This is a genomic window from Planosporangium spinosum, assembly GCF_049999945.1.
Taxonomy (GTDB): domain Bacteria; phylum Actinomycetota; class Actinomycetes; order Mycobacteriales; family Micromonosporaceae; genus Planosporangium; species Planosporangium spinosum.
The window spans coordinates 371,615-389,632 of the sequence record NZ_JBLYUB010000002.1 but is presented as its reverse complement, the minus strand read 5'-3'; the positions used below and the strand labels follow the sequence as shown (position 1 = coordinate 389,632).

The 18,018-nt window shown below is 68.9% G+C and carries 16 protein-coding genes, 1 tRNA gene and 1 riboswitch; of the genes, 14 read left to right on the top strand and 3 right to left on the bottom strand.

What is annotated here, in order from left to right:
- Nucleotides 1-103 precede the first annotated feature (103 nt).
- Nucleotides 104-1,675, top strand: a complete 1,572-nt coding sequence (locus ACNTMW_RS04555; protein ID WP_426632062.1) for an amino acid permease — start codon at nt 104-106, stop codon at nt 1,673-1,675.
- 901 nt (nt 1,676-2,576) lie between these two features.
- A riboswitch (cyclic di-AMP (ydaO/yuaA leader) is annotated at nt 2,577-2,722 on the top strand.
- A 101-nt stretch (nt 2,723-2,823) separates the two neighbouring features.
- Here the strand turns inward: ACNTMW_RS04555 and ACNTMW_RS04550 are convergent.
- Nucleotides 2,824-3,015, bottom strand: a complete 192-nt coding sequence (locus ACNTMW_RS04550) for a hypothetical protein (protein ID WP_426632061.1) — start codon at nt 3,013-3,015, stop codon at nt 2,824-2,826.
- Nucleotides 3,016-3,191: 176 nt separating this feature from the next.
- On the opposite strand from ACNTMW_RS04550, the gene ACNTMW_RS04545 reads away from it, so the two are divergent.
- Entirely contained in the window at nt 3,192-4,127 is a 936-nt protein-coding gene (locus tag ACNTMW_RS04545) for a C39 family peptidase (protein ID WP_426632060.1), read from the top strand.
- Between the two features lie 280 nt (nt 4,128-4,407).
- A complete protein-coding gene (locus ACNTMW_RS04540) occupies nt 4,408-5,490 on the top strand; it encodes a coiled-coil domain-containing protein (protein ID WP_426632148.1) in 1,083 nt (360 codons plus the stop codon).
- Between the two features lie 87 nt (nt 5,491-5,577).
- Here the strand turns inward: ACNTMW_RS04540 and ACNTMW_RS04535 are convergent, their stop codons facing one another.
- Nucleotides 5,578-6,684, bottom strand: coding sequence for a sodium:calcium antiporter (locus ACNTMW_RS04535; RefSeq protein WP_426632059.1), 1,107 nt, complete (start codon nt 6,682-6,684; stop codon nt 5,578-5,580).
- A gap of 396 nt (nt 6,685-7,080) precedes the next feature.
- Between ACNTMW_RS04535 and ACNTMW_RS04530 the strand changes: the two genes are divergently transcribed.
- Complete coding sequence (locus ACNTMW_RS04530; RefSeq protein ID WP_426632058.1) at nt 7,081-7,818, top strand: alanyl-tRNA editing protein; 738 nt, start codon at nt 7,081-7,083, stop codon at nt 7,816-7,818.
- A gap of 466 nt (nt 7,819-8,284) precedes the next feature.
- Here ACNTMW_RS04530 and ACNTMW_RS04525 read toward each other — a convergent pair.
- Nucleotides 8,285-8,358: transfer RNA gene (locus ACNTMW_RS04525), tRNA-Leu, on the bottom strand.
- A gap of 74 nt (nt 8,359-8,432) precedes the next feature.
- Here ACNTMW_RS04525 and ACNTMW_RS04520 point away from each other — a divergent pair.
- From ACNTMW_RS04520 to ACNTMW_RS04475, 10 genes are all read left to right on the top strand, one after another.
- Nucleotides 8,433-9,047 (top strand): ANTAR domain-containing response regulator, encoded by a 615-nt coding sequence (locus ACNTMW_RS04520; RefSeq protein WP_426632057.1) that lies wholly within the window; start codon nt 8,433-8,435, stop codon nt 9,045-9,047.
- 209 nt (nt 9,048-9,256) lie between these two features.
- The gene (locus ACNTMW_RS04515; RefSeq protein WP_426632056.1) at nt 9,257-10,414 is read left to right on the top strand and encodes a branched-chain amino acid ABC transporter substrate-binding protein; all 1,158 of its coding nucleotides are present in this window, start codon (nt 9,257-9,259) and stop codon (nt 10,412-10,414) included.
- A gap of 114 nt (nt 10,415-10,528) precedes the next feature.
- A complete protein-coding gene (locus ACNTMW_RS04510; RefSeq protein WP_426632055.1) occupies nt 10,529-11,479 on the top strand; it encodes a branched-chain amino acid ABC transporter permease in 951 nt (316 codons plus the stop codon).
- A gap of 29 nt (nt 11,480-11,508) precedes the next feature.
- Entirely contained in the window at nt 11,509-12,636 is a 1,128-nt protein-coding gene (locus tag ACNTMW_RS04505; RefSeq protein ID WP_426632147.1) for a branched-chain amino acid ABC transporter permease, read from the top strand.
- The gene (locus ACNTMW_RS04500; protein ID WP_426632054.1) at nt 12,629-13,540 is read left to right on the top strand and encodes an ABC transporter ATP-binding protein; all 912 of its coding nucleotides are present in this window, start codon (nt 12,629-12,631) and stop codon (nt 13,538-13,540) included. Before ACNTMW_RS04505 ends, ACNTMW_RS04500 begins: the two co-directional genes overlap by 8 nt.
- Nucleotides 13,530-14,240 carry an ABC transporter ATP-binding protein gene (locus tag ACNTMW_RS04495; protein ID WP_426632053.1) on the top strand — a complete coding sequence of 237 codons (711 nt, stop codon included), beginning with the start codon at nt 13,530-13,532 and terminating at the stop codon, nt 14,238-14,240. Before ACNTMW_RS04500 ends, ACNTMW_RS04495 begins: the two co-directional genes overlap by 11 nt.
- A gap of 74 nt (nt 14,241-14,314) precedes the next feature.
- A complete protein-coding gene (locus ACNTMW_RS04490) occupies nt 14,315-15,277 on the top strand; it encodes an ABC transporter substrate-binding protein (RefSeq protein ID WP_426632052.1) in 963 nt (320 codons plus the stop codon).
- A 2-nt stretch (nt 15,278-15,279) separates the two neighbouring features.
- Nucleotides 15,280-16,257 carry an amino acid ABC transporter permease gene (locus ACNTMW_RS04485; protein ID WP_426632051.1) on the top strand — a complete coding sequence of 326 codons (978 nt, stop codon included), beginning with the start codon at nt 15,280-15,282 and terminating at the stop codon, nt 16,255-16,257.
- A gap of 11 nt (nt 16,258-16,268) precedes the next feature.
- The gene (locus tag ACNTMW_RS04480) at nt 16,269-17,021 is read left to right on the top strand and encodes an amino acid ABC transporter ATP-binding protein (protein ID WP_426632146.1); all 753 of its coding nucleotides are present in this window, start codon (nt 16,269-16,271) and stop codon (nt 17,019-17,021) included.
- 404 nt (nt 17,022-17,425) lie between these two features.
- Nucleotides 17,426-17,992 (top strand): DUF6328 family protein, encoded by a 567-nt coding sequence (locus tag ACNTMW_RS04475; RefSeq protein WP_426632050.1) that lies wholly within the window; start codon nt 17,426-17,428, stop codon nt 17,990-17,992.
- Nucleotides 17,993-18,018 lie beyond the last annotated feature (26 nt).

Here is an 18,018-nt window from a genome sequence, read left to right as displayed (position 1 = left end):
GTCGGTGGGGCCCACTGATTTTGCAACGATCCCGGTCGATAGTTTCGCTGACCGTGGTCGGTTGATTACGGTGATGGTTGCCCGGTGACGGAAGGAGCGGGCGATGAGCTCTGCGCACGGCCGGCTCGACGGCGGCTCCGGCATCTTCCGCCGCAAGCCCATCGATCTGATCGCTGACCAGACCGAAGGCGTACTGTCCCGCTCGCTGGGGCTGTGGCAGCTCACCGCGATCGGCGTCGGCGGCATCATCGGCGCCGGAATCTTCGCGCTCGCCGGGGCCGTCGCCAACGGGACGGCCGGGCCGGCCGTACTGCTGTCCTTCCTGATCGCCGGCATCGCGAGCGGCGCGGCGGCGTTCTCGTACGCCGAGTTCGCCGGCCTGATCCCCCGGGCGGGGTCGGCCTACACGTACGGATACGCGGTGCTCGGCGAGATCGTCGGCTGGTTCATCGGCTGGGATCTGCTGCTGGAGTACACCGCGATCGTCTCGGTCGTCGCGATCGGCATCTCCGGCTACTTCGGCTTTCTGCTCGGGCATCTGGGCATCCATCTGCCGTCCTGGATGCTCGGCGCACCCGGCACCGAGCCGTCGGGTGTGCCGTCGGGCAGCTACCGGGTTGATCTGTTCGCCGCGCTGCTGTGCCTGCTGATCGCGTTCCTGCTGAACCTCGGTATCAGGACGGCTGCCCGGTTCGAGACCTTCGTGGTCGGCTTGAAGATCGTGGTCGTCCTGGTGGTGATCGGCGTCGGTGTCTTCTACGTCAACACCGCCAACTACACGCCGTTCTTCCCCTTCGGGGTCGGCGGGGCGTTCACCGGTGCGGCGACCGTGTTCTTCGCGGTCTTCGGCTACGACGCGATGTCGACGGCGGCCGAGGAGTCCCGGGACGCCCAGCGGCACATGCCCAAGGCGATCGTCTACTCGCTGGCCGTCTCGATGGTGCTGTACGTGCTGGCCTGTCTGGTGTTGACCGGGATGCAGTCGTACCGCGACATCAACCCCAAGAGCGGGTTTTCGTCGGCCTTCGCCTCGGTCGGCCTGTCCGGCCTGGCGTCCGTGATCGCGGCCGGCGCGATCATCGGCATCCTCACCGTCATGTTCACCTTCATGTTGGGGGTGACCCGGGTCTGGTTCTCGATGAGCCGCGACGGGTTGCTGCCGACCTGGTTCGCCCGGACCCACCCGGTGCGCAAGGTACCCACCCGGATCACCTGGCTCACCGGCGCCGTCTCGGCGTTGATCGCCGGCTTCCTGCCGATCGGGGCTGCGGCCGAACTGACCAACATCGGTATCCTGCTGGCCTTCGTCGTCGTCTGCGTCGCCGTGATCGTGCTCCGGTACCGCCGGCCCGACCTGCCACGCACCTTCCGGACGCCCGGTATGCCGGTGGTACCCGCCATCGGGGTGCTGTTCTCCCTGTGGCTCATCACGTTCCTCAAGCCGGAGACGTGGCTGCGCTTCGCCGTGTGGTTCGCCGTCGGGCTGGTCGTCTACTTCGCCTACAGTCGCCGCAGGTCTCTGCTGGCTCCCGGCAATGGAACCGTGCCGGTGCCGGGCACCTCCGATGATTCGTCGGCGGAGCGTCGACCCGGCCATGGGTCTTCGGCCGAGCATTCGCCCGGCCATGGGTCTTCGACCGGGCATCAGCCCGGCGACGGGCCGTCGGTGCGCTGAGCGCGATAAGGTCCAGCGGCGATCGACCCGTATTGACGGGTCGATGCCGGCCAGCCGACGCTGACGGGGCCATGGCGCATGCTGAAAGCGCCTCCGGGAAATGGTCGAGCGTCAGCCGTTGAAATTGCGCTCCCCGCGACGCCATTCGACGAAGATTTACGTTTTCGCATGGGTGGCCGGCAACGTGATCATTAATGGGTACGTCCACCGGGGCGAACATGGGACTGTGGGCGGGGTCGGATGTTCGCGAGCTGGCAGGTCGCCGAGTTACATAAACGAATTGAAATATTGAAAGAATGTGCAGGCGGTACGGGGCCAGTGGTCGTCGACCGTGGCGTGTCCGGACGCCGGACGCACCCGGACGCCGGACGCGTGTCCGGACGGGCCGGTTCGGTGCCGCGGATACGTGCACCGGTTCGGCGTCGCGGAATCCCGGGGCGGCGCCCGGTGATGCGGCATCCTCGCGCCACCGGCAGTCGGCGCGACCGGGCGGGTCGACACCAGGGAGCATCCCGGCCAGGGCATCCCGGTCAGGGCATCCCGGTCAGGGCATCCCGGCCAGGGCATCCCGGTCAGGTCATCCCGGCTCGGGATTCCTGGGCGGCGGTGTCCTGGCGGTTGAGTCCTGGCGGCTGAGTCCTGGCTGCGGAACTGCGGAGCCCTGGCGGAGTGTGTCCGATTGGGCCGGGCTCGAGGCGTCGCGGGTGTGGCCGCCTCGGCACGCATGATCGTTTTCCGACTATGGGAAATGCGCATCGAAGGCCGCAATGCAGGATTCAGAAATGATCTATCAATTGCTCCGTACGTGCGGCGGGTAACAGGAATTGGGTCTTGGCAGCGGCGATGGGCCACCAGTAGTGTCATCGCGTCTGATCCGGTTGATGTTGCCGTCGGCGACGCCGGAGCGGGCCCGCTGAGTCGTCTTTGTCTACGAGCCGGGGACCCACCGAACGTTTGGGGTGAATCCGTGGGCCGAATGGCCCATGGTAGGGCGTCCTTCCCGCCCGAATCCGTCAGCTAACCCGGTAAGCGGCAGCGTAAGGAGATCATGCTCGTGCAAGACCCCTGTCCCATCCTCCGCGATACTCCACCCACTTTGGACACGCCGCCGGCCACTCCGGTTCGGGTCGGTCCCTGACCTCGACCCGCTAGGTCACATCAAAGGTCGGTGACGCGAGGATGCCGCGTGCCGGGCAGTCCGCCCGGTACCACCACCGGACAGTTCCCGGGCGTACCGGGTACCCCGGTCGCTCGACAGGTACGAGACGGCCGTTCGTCGCGGTGGCGTAACCCTCCTCGTCGTCATGCCAGACCACGGTGGCGCTCTCGATGCCGCTCACGCCTCCGGCCACTCACGCACGGGTGTCGCGGTCGCAGGCTGATACCACCGCGTCCAGGTTCGCCTGCGCGGACATCTCTGGTCCTCGTGTGTCCCCGTCGCCGCGTCGACCGGTAGCTCACAGGGTCGTCGGCCGGTGTTCGGCCGAGGGCCGGCAAGTTGCGTGGAGTAATTGAATTGAAGCCCCTCCGTACCCGTACCCGGTTCCGGCATGCCGCACCGTCCGGTATTTCCCGCCTCGCACTCGTCTCGGCGGGCGTGCTCGCCGTGGCCGCCACGAGCGGCATTCTGATCAGTGAGTCGTCCGGCCAGGCGACGTCGAAGACCTCGACGAATGTGGCGCTTGTGGACACCACCACCCGTGACGGCGGCGCTGAGCGGGCCGACCGGAGCCAGAGTCGTACCCAGGCCCCGGCCCAGTCATCGGCTCCGGCCCGGACCCAAGCCCGGGCTTCAGCTCAGGCCCCGGTGCAGGCTCAGGCCCCGGCGCAGACTCAGGCGCCTGCCCAGGCCCAGGCGCCTGAGTCTGCGCAGGCGCAGGCGCAGGCCCAGGCCCCGGCCGCGCCGTCGGCCGCTCCCACCGCGACGCCCGCCCCGGCCCCGCCGGTGGCGAAGGAGCTGGACTACCAGTACCAGTCGCAGCCGAACTACTACTACTGCGGCCCGGCGTCCACCCGGATCGTGCTGACCGTGCGTGGTAAGACCCCCAGCCAGGACGAGGTGGCCCGACTGCTGGGTACCGACACCGGTGGGACCGACTCGGCCGTGGACACCACCCGGGTCCTGAACTCCGTGCTGGGTACCGACTTCTACCAGACCAGGTCGATTCCGGGACCCGCGGCCACGCCTGCCCAGATGGACCAGCTGCAGGCGGACGTCGTGCACGCCGTCAGCAACGGCTACGGCGTCGTCGCCAACGTCGTCGGCTCCGCGACGGACACCAATGGCAACTGGCACAGCTACGGCGGCGGGCACTACGTGGCCATCGTCGGGTACAACGACGAGGGGCGTGCGGTGAAGATCGCCGATCCGGCCAACCCGAGCGCCAGTTCGTACTGGGTCACCACCATCAACATGGCCAAGTGGATGGTCAACCGGGGCTACTCGTACTGACCGCCCGAGCTCCCCGGGTTTCCTCCCGTCACCGATCCGAGGGCCCGGCCGGCGAGAATCGCCGGCCGGGCCCTCGGGCGTCGGAGCGAGTGTGGGGGCTGCCCGTGTCGGCGTGCCGGCGACCCTGGACGTGAGGATGATATGTCGTGGTCCGTTCGGTTCCCGTTAATTAGAAGAGGATTAGGAGCCTTGGGTGTTCTGCGCAGATGTGCCTAGGGTCGATGCGGATCGCCGTCACCCCTCCGACCGGCGGACGACACGAAGGAACGTGTACGTGAGGCTGTCAGCCGCCCCTGCCCGACCGACCCTGCTCGTTGCCGCACTCCTCGCCGCCGCCGTCCTGGTGGGACTGCTGCCGGCGGGGCCGGTACACGCCGCTCCCGGCGCCGCCGGCCCGGAAGGTGGTGCCTCGTCCCTGCGTGACCAGCTGGACGCGGCGGCGCGGGGGTACAACGACGCCGCTGCCAGACTGGAGACCTCCAAGACCCGTCAGGGTCAGCTCAACGAGCAGATGCGGGTGACCGAGTCGCAGCTCGCCCAGCTCAACGCCGCGGTGGCCGAGCTGGCGGCCACGGCGTACAAGGGGGGCCGCGCCGACAGTCTCCTCGCCCTCATGGACAGCGAGACTCCCGACGGCCTGCTCCAGCGGGCGACGGCCCTGGAGACCCGGGCCCGGATGGAGGACGCGCAGCTGCGCCGGCTCGCCGACGCGAAGGCGGCGCAGCAACGGCAGCAGGCGGCCCTGGCCGCCGAGATCACGGTGCAGCAGGCCCAGCTCGCCGAGATGGACGCGCGTAAGAAGGCCGCCGAGAAGGCGCTGGCCGCGTCGGGCGGGGGTGCCAGCACCACGGGACCGGTGGGTACGCCGGCGGTACCCGGGCAGCCGGCCGGCGCGGCCACCACGACGCCCGCCCCGGCGACCGGCGCCGCCAGCGCGACCGCGGTACCCCGGCGGGCCGACGGCAGCCTCGCCCCGGAGTCGTGCTCGGTCGACGATCCCACGACCTCGGGCTGCCTGACCCCCCGGACGCTGCACGCGCTGCAGCAGGCCAAGGCCGCCGGGTTCACCCACTTCGTGTCCTGCTACCGCCCGCAGGAGGACGGCGGCGAACACCCCCGCGGCCGGGCCTGCGACTTCGCCGCCGCGACCGGCGGCTTCGGCGGGGTCGCCACCGGCGCCGAACGGGATTACGGCAACCGCCTCGCCGCCTGGTTCATCGCCAACGCGAAGGCGCTCGGCGTGCTGTACGTGATCTGGTTCAAACAGATCTGGATGCCCAGTACCGGCTGGCGGGCCTACAACAACGGCAACGGCGACCCGGCCAGCGACCACACCAACCACGTCCACCTCTCGGTGCAGTAACCCGCCGGTGGCCCGGCCCGGCCCGGCAGCCGGTCCGACGGCCCGCCACCCCGATGGCCCGGCAGCCGGGCCACCGGGGTACCCGGGTCAGGTCAGGATCGGGATCAGGCCCACCGCGAAGGCCGCGTAGAACACCGCGGCGAACGAGACCGTACGGGCGTTGAACCGCCCGGTCCGCAGCAGCACCAGCAGGTAGCCGATCGCGACCATCGTGACGGCACCCGACAGCAGCAGCGCGCCGTCGAACCGCCACGGGGTGAACAGCAGCCCCAGCCCGCTCGGTACGGTCGCCTGGATCATCATCGCGCCCGAGATGTTCGCCAACGCCAGCGGAACCTTGCCCTGCCGGACCCAGATGATCGCGTTCATGATCTCGGGCAGCTCGGTGGCGATGGGGGACAGCAGCAGCGCGGTCACCGCCGCGGGCAGCCCGAGCATGGGACCGATCGCGTCAAGCTGGTGTACGAACAGCTGCGAAGCGGCGAAGATGATGACCAGGGTGACCAGCGTCTGGGTCGCCACTGCCCAGGTGGCGGGGGTGCTCCGCCGACGCTGCAGCAGGAGCGGCTCCAGTTCCTCGCCGGCGTCGTCCCCGTCGCCACCGCTGCGGATCTCGCGCCAGAAGTACACCGCGTAGGCGGCGAAGAACGCCAACCCGAGCCATGGCTTGAACGTGAACGCCACGAGTCCGAGCGCGACCTTCACCACGAAGATCACCAGGAACCACTTCTGGTCGCGCATCAGCTTGCGCAGGTCACCGACGTCGCCGGTGCCGGAGCCCGAGTCCATGGTGCCGGAGCCGGCGGCGATGGAGCCGGATCCGGTGGATCGGGCTCCGGTGGTCTTCGTCCCGGCCGGTGCCTGAGCCCCCGCCATGGCGGCCGCGGCGACCCGTCGCCGCCTGGACCACATCATCCAGCCGGTCACGCCGTACGCGACGGTGGCCAACGCCAGCGGTCCGCCCATCGCGGCGCCGACGCCGATGTCCTTCTGGGCGTGGTCCTTGCCGAAGACAACGGCCACGAAGGTGACGACGCTCTCGGGCAGGGCGGTACCGAACGCGGCCAGGATCGTGCCGACGGCGAGCGGACCGACCTTGAGCCGCTGGCCGAGCCATTCCACGGCGTTGACGAACCACTCGCACGACAGGTAGATCACCGCCGCGCAGACGATCAGGAGTACGAAGTGAATCACGGGGCCCGGTCTTCCTTCCCGCGTCACTGCGCGGAAGCCGTGCCCGGGGATCCGTCCCGAGACCTCGACCCCGCCGGACGCGTTACGTCACCAATGGGTCGAAGGTCTCGTCCACCCCGTGAATCGGAGCCCGGCCACCGGGAGCCGCTGGCTCCAGTGTGTCGACGACCGGCGAAGGACTACTCCCCTTCGGGTGGAAGTTTATCAGCACCGTCCAGGTCGGATCATGAGACAGCCGTCACACCCGTGGTGCCGCGCGCCGGTGACCGGTGCCGCGGGAGTCGTGCCCGAATGGGAGTCGCGGTCATCGCGTACGGACAGCGCGCGATCATCACAAACCGCGGCCCGAGGCCACGGGCCGGGCGGCTGACCGGCCGGGTCCTATGATGACTGTCCGTGGGTATCACGCGGCACGGACGTACCGAGCGCCTGGATCTGCTCGACCCCACCCTGCGCGAGTGGGACTGCACCGTCCTGCACGTCGACCCGGAGCGCGGCATCGTGCTGGACCGGTCGGCGTTCTACCCGGGAGGCGGTGGCCAGCCGCCGGACCACGGTGTGCTGCTCTGGCAGGGCGTGCAGACCAGGATCGCGGGCACGGTCAAGGGCGACGACCTCTACCTGGTGCCGGTGGAGGGCGATCCGGTACCGCCGGTCGGGACGACGGTGCGTGGCGCCGTCGAGGACGACCGCCGTACCACTCTGATGCGCACCCACTCCGGCCTGCACGTGCTGTGCGGTGTGGTGTTCCGTGACTTCGGCGCCCTGGTCACCGGATCGAACATGGAGCCCGGTGAGGCCCGGATGGACTTCAACCTGCCGACGGTCCCAGCGGACTTCAAGCAGGCACTGGAGGACGCCACCAACGCCGAGGTGGTGCGGGACCGGCGCATCGACGTGCGGGTGCTGGACCGGGACTCGGCGTTGTCGCTGCCCGACATCATCCGGACCCAGACCAACCTGATCCCGCCGGACGAGACCGAGGTGCGCATCGTCGACATCGTCGGGCTCGACGTCCAGGCCGACGGCGGCACCCACGTCGCCAGTACCGCCCAGATCGGCAAGGTTCAGATCGTGAAGGTGGAGAGCAAGGGCAAAGCGAACCGTCGGGTACGGGTCCGCATCACCGACTGATCGGCGGTGCCGACTCGGGTCACGGCGCCGAACCACCCGGGTCCGCGACCGACCTACCCACCTCCACGTGCGACCTACCTGCGCGGTTGATCTACCAACGTTCCGGCTGACCCGGTGGGACGGTGGCCGGATGCCGAGGATCCCGGCTCGTGGGACGGGAGCGGTGTCGTCGCAGAATTGCCGCAGTGATCTCCGCTACGGCCAGGCGTTCGATTTCCGGCCTTGTGCGACGGAAGTATTCCTTGCCTGAATCACCCGAATTGTGGTCCGTTTCGCGACCTGTGGACGGGGCGCCGGGCGCGACGCCACCAGCGCCGAGGGCAGCTCCGCGCGTCGAGGACGAGGTCGCAGGCTGCGAGGGTGGCGCGGAGGTCTCGGGGGCGATGCCCGGGCGCGGTCGCCCGAGAGGTGGTGACGGGCTCCGATCGGCCGCGAGATGCGGCGTTACGAAGGCCGTTCGGTTCGGTGCCCCCGGTGGGATTCGAACCCACACTGTCGGAGGTTTGAGCTCCGTTCCTCTGCCGGTTGGGATACGGGGACCAGCACGCCGTCATAGGGTACCGACTACTCTGAGCGGGGCGGTAATCGCCGTCGGAGTTTCGAGGTCGATCGGAGTGTCGCGAGTGGCTGACGTACCGAGCCGTCGGGTGCTCATCGCGGAGGACGAGGCGCTGATCCGGCTGGACCTGCGCGAGATGCTGGTCGAGGAGGGCTACGACGTCGTCGGTGAGGCGGCCGATGGTGAGACCGCCGTGCGGCTGGCCGAGGAGCAGCGTCCGGACCTCGTCATCCTCGACATCAAGATGCCGATCATGGACGGCCTCGCCGCGGCGGAGAAGATCGCCGGAGCTGGGATCGCGCCGGTCGTCATCCTGACCGCGTTCAGTCAGCGCGAGCTGGTCGAGCGGGCCCGCGCCGCCGGTGCGATGGCCTACCTGGTCAAGCCCTTCCAGAAGAGTGACCTCGTGCCGGCGATTGAAATCGCTATTTCTCGATATTCGGAGACCGCGGCGCTCGAGGCGGAAGTCGCGTCGCTGCATGAACGGCTGGAGACGCGCAAGGTGGTCGAGCGCGCCAAAGGCATGTTGATGACGGCGTACGACATGACCGAGCCGCAGGCATTCAAGTGGATCCAGCGCACCGCCATGGATCACCGGATGTCGATGCGCGAAGTGGCTGACCGGATCCTCGCCGAGGCTCCCACGAACCCCTCCGCCAAGCCTGCCTAGATATCCTCTTGTTACACCGTCCAGGTATTGATAGCGATCGCATGTAACGGTTCTGTCAACGCGTTCGCCTGGCACTTACGGCGCGCTCCTGGGTCGAATAGGCTCCCCGGCCAGACCGGATAACGGTTTTTTGGGGTCTCCGTCACATCCCGGCGTGTCCCGCCGGGCGGTGACACCCGGGGCCACTGGACGGAGGAGGGTTCGAAGCGTTGAGGCAACGATTCGTACGCGTGGTGGGCGGTGCCGCCCTCGCCGCGGCGATGGTCGCCGGTGCCGCTGCGTGTGCCAGCTCGAACAGTGGGAACACGTCAGCCAAGAGCTGTGGCCAGAAGATTGCGTTCTTCGGGGCGCTCACCGGCGGAAACGCCATCTTGGGTATCAACATCCGCGACGGCGCGAAGCTGGCGGTCAACGAGTACAACGCCAAGCACGCGGACTGCAAGGTCGAGCTGGTCGAGCGGGACTCGGAAGGGTCGCCCGAGAAGGCCCCTCCGCTGGCCACCGCCATCGCCGGTGACTCGAAGGTCCTCGGTGTGGTCGGCCCGGCGTTCTCCGGCGAGTCGAAGGTCGCCAACCCGATCTTCGACAAGACCGGGGTGGTCATCGTGACCGCGTCCGCCACCAACCCCGTGCTGGCCAAGCAGGGGTGGAAGACCTTCCACCGCGCCCTGGGCAACGACGCCTCGCAGGGCCCGGCGGCCGCCCGCTACATCAAGGACACCGTCAAGGCCCAGAAGGTCTACGTCATCGACGACGCCTCCGAGTACGGCAAGGGCCTCGCCGACCAGGTCAAGTCCGCCCTGGGCAGCGCGGTGGTCGGCAGCGACGTGATCCAGGAGAAGCAGACCGACTTCTCGGCGCTGGTCGCCAAGATCCAGGCCGCCAACCCGGACGCCATCTTCCACGGCGGGTACGTGCGTGAGGGTGCGCCGTTCCTCAAGCAGCTGCGTGGCGCGGGAGTGAAGGCCACCTACGTGGCCGGTGACGGCGTCAAGACCGACGACCTCATCAGCGGTGCGGGCAAGGACGCGGCCGAGGGCGCGGTCCTCACCTGCCCGTGCGTGCCGGGTGACAAGGTCGGTGGCTCGTTCCCGACCAGCTACAAGGCCGTGAGCGGCGGACGGGCTCCCGGCACCTACAGCGCCGAGGCGTACGACGCGGCCAACATCCTGCTGAAGGGCATCGAGGCCGGCAACACCACCCGCGCGAAGCTCAACGACTTCGTCAACAAGTACGAGGGCCAGGGCATCACCACCAAGTTCAAGTTCCAGGCCGACGGCGACCTGGACCCGAACGCGGTCGCGGTGTGGGCGTACACCGTCAAGGACGGCCAGATCGTGGCCGACAAGGAGATCCCGAAGGGCTGATCGTTCCGTCAGCACCCCTAAGCACGACAGCGATCACGGTGCGGCCGGGAACGTGCCCGGCCGCACCGACCTTCCCCTTCCTCCTGTGGAGAGCCCGTCTGTGGAGAGCCCGTCGTGAACTTCGACTTCGTCCTCAGTGACTTCTGGGAGCTGGTTGTTACCGGCCTCACCCAGGGCGCCATCTACGCACTGGTGGCACTCGGCTACACGCTGGTGTACGGCGTCCTGAAACTGATCAACTTTGCCCACTCGGAAGTCTTCATGGTGGGGACGTTCGCGAGCTGGCTGACGTGGACCTGGCTCGGTCTCGGCGTCAACTCGAAGGTTCCACCGATGATCCTGGTGATCGGGTACGTCGCCATCGCCATGGTGGTGGCCGGCCTCGCCTCCGGTGCGACCGCGCTGCTGGTGGAACGGGTGGCGTACCGGCCGCTGCGTAGACGCAACGCCCCAAGCCTGATCTTCCTGATCACGGCGATCGGTGCGTCGCTGGTGCTGATGGAGGCGGTCGGCCTTGCCGTGCACCGGCAGCCGCGGGGCATGCCGGTCCTGGTCAAACCGGCCACGCTGTTCCACTTCTTCGACGCCACCGTGACGAACCTGCAGTTCACCATCATCATCAGCGCGCTGGTCATGATGGTCGCCCTCGACTTCTTCATCAACCGGACCAAGTGGGGCCGGGGCGTCCGGGCGGTCGCGCAGAATCCGGACGCGGCGGCGCTGATGGGCGTCAACCGGGACCGGATCATCATGCTGATCTTCGTGCTCGGCGGCCTCCTCGCCGGTGTCGCCGCGGTGCTCTACTCCGTGAAGGTCGGTAACACCACCTACGACGTGGGCTTCAACCTCGGTATCGCCGCCTTCGCCGCGGCGGTCCTCGGCGGCATCGGCAACCTGCGCGGCGCGCTGCTGGGCGGGCTGCTGCTCGGCGTCGTCGAGAATCTCGGTGCCGGCCTGTTCGGCAACCCGTGGCGCAACGTCGTGAGCTTCCTCGTACTCGTGCTGGTGCTGCTGTTCCGGCCGAACGGCCTGCTCGGCGAGACTCTCGGAAAGGCACGGGTATGACCCAGACGAACGACAAGCCCCGTGCCGGGGTGACCGACACCCTCCGGCGCTTCGACGACCGGCGGGTGGAAGCGGTCGGCGGCCTGCGCCGGCGCTGGTCGGACCTGCCGCGCCGCTGGCGCGTCGCCGCGATGATCGCGTTCATCGTCGTGCTGTACGCGCTGCCGAACCTCGCGATCCCCGGTATCCGCACCACGGAGAGCGACTTCACCGGCGTGCTGTTCCTGGTTGCCGTGTACGTCCTGATCGCCGTCGGCCTCAACGTCGTCGTCGGCCTGGCCGGCCTGCTCGACCTGGGCTACATCGGCTTCTTCGCGGTCGGGGCGTACAGCGTCGCGATCTTCGGGTCGCCACAGTCACCGGTGGTCATGAAGTACCCCTGGATCGTCTGCATCCCGATCGCGATCGCGCTGGCAATGATCTCGGGGGTCCTGCTGGGCTGGCCGACGCTGCGGCTGCGCGGCGACTATCTGGCGATCGTGACGCTCGGTTTCGGTGAAATCATCCGCATCATCGCGGTCAACTCGTCGATCACCAACGGTAACCGTGGCATCTCGGACATTCCGGTACCGCCCGGCCACTGGCCGTCGTTCGTCACCACCCTGGGCATCGACGGCGAGCCGCTCGGTGGCAGGTCGCTGTTCAGCCCGCTCGACGGCCGGCCGTTCTACTGGCTGGCGCTGACCGCGGTGCTGGTGTGCATGTACGGGGTCCGGCGGCTGGAGAACAGCCGGGTCGGCCGGTCCTGGCTGGCGATCCGCGAGGACGAGGACGCAGCCGAGATCATGGGCGTGCCGGCGTTCCGGTTCAAGCTGTGGGCCTTCGCCATCGGCGCGGCGCTCGGCGGCCTGTCCGGGGCGCTGTTCGCGACGAGCAACTCGTTCTTCAACGCCGAGACGCTCCTGCTCCAGACGTCGATCCTGTACGTCGCCGCGGTCGTCGTCGGCGGCGCGGGCAACCTGCTGGGCGTCACCCTCGGCGCGATCATCATCTCGTACCTGCCGGAGCGGTTCCGCGAGTTCTCGGAGTGGCGTTACCTGGTCTTCGGCCTGGCACTGATCGTGATCATGATTTTCCGGCCGCAGGGCATCCTGCCGAGCCGCCGCCGCGCGGTCGAGCTGGCCGACCGGGCCAAGGAGGCGCCCACCGATGTCTGAACCGCAGACGACGCCGCAGCCGACCGGCGAGCCGTTGCTCAAGGTCGACAACGTCACCCTCCGCTTCGGTGGGGTGGTCGCGCTCGACGGGGTCGACTTCACGCTGTACCGCGGCGAGATCCTGGGGCTGATCGGCCCCAACGGCGCCGGCAAGACGACCTGCTTCAACGCCATGACCGGGGTGTTCAAGCCGACCGGTGGCGAGATCCGGTTCGACGGTGAGCGGGTGTCGGGCCGCAAGCGCTACGAGATCACCCGGCTGGGTATCGCCCGGACGTTCCAGAACATCCGGCTGTTCCCGGAGATGACCGCGCTGGAGAACGTGCTGGTCGGCGCGGACGCCCGGCACCGCACCAGCGTCGTCGGGGCGCTGTTGCGGCTCTACCGGGTACGCGCGAAGCCGCACGAGCTGACCGAGGTCACCGCCGGCGGGGTCACCGGTGCCGTGCAGCGGCTCCGACGCGCCGGCCAGCAGGTCTTCGGACTGTCCCGGCACGTCCTCGAGGAGCGGGCGGCCCGCGCGAAGGCCGACGAACTGCTGCGCTTCGTCGGGATCAGCGGGCGCCGCAACGAGCTGGCGCGCAACCTCTCCTACGGCGAGCAGCGTCGGCTGGAGATCGCCCGGGCGCTGGCCACCGAGCCGAAGCTGCTCTGCCTGGACGAGCCGGCGGCCGGGTTCAACCCGGCCGAGAAGGAGGAGCTGCTCCAGCTCATCCGCAAGATCCGGGACACCGGGGTGACCGTGCTGCTCATCGAGCACGACATGCGGTTGGTCATGGGAGTCACCGACCGTATCGTGGTGCTCGAATTCGGCAAGAAGATCGCGGAGGGCTCGCCGGCGGAGGTCCGTGACGACCCCAAGGTGATCGCGGCCTACCTGGGGGTGCCGGCAGATGCTGCTTGAGTTGGACAACGTCACGCTGCTGTACGGGCGCATCCAGGCCCTGCACGGCATCAGCCTGACCGTTGACGAGGGTGAGATCGTCGCGCTGATCGGCGCCAACGGTGCCGGCAAGACCACGACGATGCGGGCCATCTCCGGGGTGCGCCCGGTCGCCTCGGGTGCCATCCGGTTCAACGGCGAGGACATCACCCGGCTGCGCCCCGACCTGCGGGTGGTCCGGGGGCTGTGCCAGGCGCCCGAGGGCCGGGGCATCTTCCCCGGGATGACCGTGCTGGAGAACCTCGACATGGGCGCCTACACCCGCAAGGACAAGGCCGGCATCGCCGCCGACCTGAAGCGGGTGCTGGAGCTGTTCCCGCGGCTGGCCGAGCGGGCCAAGCAGCCGGGCGGCACCCTGTCCGGCGGCGAGCAGCAGATGCTGGCGGTGGGCCGGGCCCTGATGAGCCGGCCCACGTTGCTGTTGCTGGACGAGCCGTCCATGGGACTGGCGCCGATGCTCATCCAGCAGATCTTTGACATCATTACCGAGATCAACCAGCAGGGCACCACCATCCTCCTGGTCGAGCAGAACGCACAGCAGGCGCTGTCCCGCGCACACCGGGGGTACGTGCTGGAGACGGGAAACATCGTGCGCACCGGCACCGGCGCGGAACTTCTCCACGACCCCGCGGTCAAGGAGGCGTACCTCGGCGTGGCGTAGGTTGGCGCCGACCCGCCCCGGGCCGGGGCGCTCGCGACCGAACGAGTGACATCAGTAGCAGGAGGGTTCACATAATGTTCCTGACCCGCGGCAAGGGCGCCGCTCTGACGCTGGCGGCCGCCGCCGTCACGCTGTCGATGGCGGCGTGCGGTGGCGATGGCGGTGACAACGGCGACAACGCCGGCGCTGCCTCGGGCGCGACCGTGGACAAGGCACTGGCCGACAAGGTGCCTGCGGCGATCAAGTCGGACGGCAAGATCACCGTAGGGACCGACACGTCGTACGCGCCGAGCGAGTTCCTGGGCACCGACGGCAAGACGCCGGAGGGCTTCGACATCGACCTGTTCAACGCGGTCGCGGCCAAGCTGGGCCTGAAGGCCGACTTCCAGAGCGCCACCTTCGGCGACATCATCCCCGGTGTCACGACCTCGGGTAAGTACGAGATCGGGGTGTCGTCGTTCACGGTCAACCCCGAGCGGCTGGCCCAGGCGAACATGGTCTCCTACTACTCGGCGGGCACCCACTGGGCCGCCAAGAAGGGCAACCCGGCGGGGATCAAGCCCGACGAGGCCTGCGGCAAGAAGATCGCGGTCCAGAAGGACACCGTCCAGGTCGACGACATCACCGCCCGCTCGAAGAAGTGCACCGACGCGGGCAAGCCGGCGATCACCATCGACCCGTACCCGGGCCAGGACACCGCCACGAACGCCGTGATCACCGGCAAGGACGACGCGATGCTCGCCGACTCCCCGGTCGTCGCGTACGCGGTGAAGCAGACCAACGGCCAGCTCGAGACGCTCGGCGAGATCTACGACTCGGCGCCGTACGGGTACGCCATCAAGAAGGACCAGACGGCCTTCGCCGAGGCGGTCCGCGACGCGGTGAAGGCGCTCATCGCCGACGGCACGTACCAGAAGATCCTGGACAAGTGGAACGTCGGGGCCGGCGCGATCTCGAACCCTGAGCTCAACCCCAACCTCGACGGCGGTACGGGCGCCAGCGCGGCTCCGAGCGCGAGCGCGAGTGCCACCAGCTGATCATGGCAACCGACATCACCGACGTGCGGGCACGGCCTGAACCGATCAAGGCCGTGCCCGTGCGGCACCCCGGGCGCTGGGTGGCGGTCGCCGTCCTCGCGGTGCTGGCCGCGATGTTCGTGCACGTACTCGTGACGAACTCGTCGTTCCACTGGCCGTTCATCAAGAAGAGCATGTTCCAGCCGCCGGTCATCGACGGCCTGCTACGCGGCACGCTGCTGATAACCGTCTGCGCCATGGCGGTCGGGATCGTCCTCGGCGTGGTCGTCGCGGTCATGCGGCTGTCCGACAACCCGATCCTGCGGGCGGTCGCCTGGCTGTACACCTGGTTCTTCCGGTCGGTTCCCCGGCTGGTGCTGCTGGCCGTCTTCGGCAATCTCGGCATCCTGTGGAGCCGGGTCGAGTTCGGCGTGCCGTTCGACACCCAGCTCGGCAAGCTGTTCGGCTTCTCCGACCTGCACCTGCGGGTGGGCGGCTTCACGTCCCGGGACGTCTTCACCGGGTTCTTCGCCGGCCTGCTCGGGCTGGCGCTGTCCGAGGCGGCCTACATGGCCGAGATCGTGCGCGCCGGCATCCAGTCGGTCGACCCGGGCCAGTCGGAGGCGGCCGAGGCGCTCGGCCTCAGCCGCGGCCAGACGCTGCGGCGGATCATCCTGCCCCAGGCGATGCGCGTGATCGTGCCGCCGACCGGCAACGAGACCATCGCGATGCTCAAGGACACCTCGCTGCTGATGGTGGTACCGGTCACGTACGAACTGTTCTTCCAGCTCGACGCGATCGGCCACCGCCGCTTCGACCCCTTCCCGATGTACGTCGCCGCCTGCATCTGGTACCTGGTGCTCACCAGCGTCCTGCTGGTCGGCCAGTACTTCCTGGAGCGGCACTTCTCCCGTGGCTACGGCCAGCAGGGCCGGGCCAGGTTGAAGCTGCGTGGGCTGGCCGCCGAGCAGGGCGGCGGCGGACAGGGGGTGGGGGCGTGAGCGATCAGCCGATGGTCCGGGCGGAGGACGTCCACAAGTCGTTCGGGTCGCTCGAGGTCCTCAAGGGCATCGACCTTCAGGTGCGCCAGGGCGAGGTGTGTTGCGTGATCGGCCCCTCCGGCTCCGGCAAGTCCACGTTCCTGCGCTGCATCAACCATCTGGAGAAGGTCAACGCCGGCCGGATCTGGGTCGACGGCGACCTGATCGGTTACCGCGAGCGTGGCGGCCGGCTGCACGAGATGCGCGAGCGGGAGGTCGCCGCGCAACGACGCTCGATCGGCATGGTCTTCCAGCGGTTCAACCTGTTCCCGCACATGACCGTGCTGGAGAACGTGATGGAGGCGCCGCTGCGGGTCCGCCGGGAGGCGAAGGCGGCGGTCCGCCGGCGCGCGGTCGAACTGCTCGACCGGGTGGGCCTGGCCGCCAAGGTCGACACGTACCCCGGGCAGTGTTCGGGTGGGCAGCAGCAGCGGGTCGCGATTGCGCGAGCACTGGCGATGCAGCCGAAGCTGATGCTGTTCGACGAGCCGACCAGCGCCCTCGACCCCGAACTGGTGGGTGAGGTGCTCGACGTCATGAAGGATCTGGCCGCGGACGGCATGACGATGGTCGTCGTCACGCACGAGATCGGGTTCGCCCGCGAGGTCGGTGACTCGCTGGTCTTCATGGACGGTGGCGTGGTGGTCGAGTCCGGGACACCGCGCGAGGTCATCGCCAACCCGCAGCACGAGCGCACCAGGGCGTTCCTGGCCAAGGTGCTCTGAACCGTCAGGGCGGTCCGGGCCGGCGGGGCGGTCCGGGCCGGCGGGGCGCTCCCAGGTATCGGCCGGTGCGGGTGTCTGCCGGGCGGCCCTGCCGGCCTCGTACCAGGGGCGCACCCTCCACATGAGCGCTCCGCGGCGCCGAAGGGTGATCAGACACCCTCCATGCGTTCCCCGGTGCGGTACGCGCGGGGGTGCCGCCGCACCCTGGGCGTGCCCGTACCCTCGACGGGTGCGCGGCACGGACCGCGCCCGCGGTCGTCACCGCGACCTGCGCGGCCGACGGCCCTCACGCCGCCGTCGGCGGGACCATGGTAGGGGAGGTTCCGCCGACGGTGTCGTGGTTCGGTGTCGGGTTTCGATCGAAGCCGATCAGGGCACCCCATGACGAACGGCAGTGTGCGCAGGTGGCGGCTGGAGGTGTGGCGGTCGTGGTTGGCGGTGGCGTACACGAGGACGCGGCGGTCGACGGGCGTACGGAGACGGAGTCCGAGCGGGCCGACCGCAACTTCAGCGAGCTGTTGCAGGAACTGCGGGTGGCGCAGACCGGCGTGCAGATCCTGTTCGCGTTCCTGCTCACGCTGCCGTTCACCCAGGCTTTCGGGAAGGTCACCGCGGAGCAGCGAATCGTGTACCTCGGCACGATCATCGCCACCGCGCTGGCCACCTCGTGCCTGATCGCGCCGGTCAGCCACCACCGCATCCTGTTCCGGCGCCGCCGGAAGCCTGATCTCGTCGACGCGGCGAACCGGCTGGCCATGGTGGGCCTGGCCTTCCTGCTCGCCGCGGTGATCGGATCGGTGTACCTCGTCTTCGACGTGGTCGTGGGCACCGGCGTGGCCGGCGTGGTCGCCGGGGCGCTCGGGGCGTGGCTGCTCGTGATCTGGTACATCGAGCCGCTGGTGCAGCGGCGCCTGCCGCCCCGGTCGGCGATCACCCGGATCTCCCGCGACTGGCATCCGCGAGACAGGTGACCGGGCACCGGCGGCCCAGATCCGTG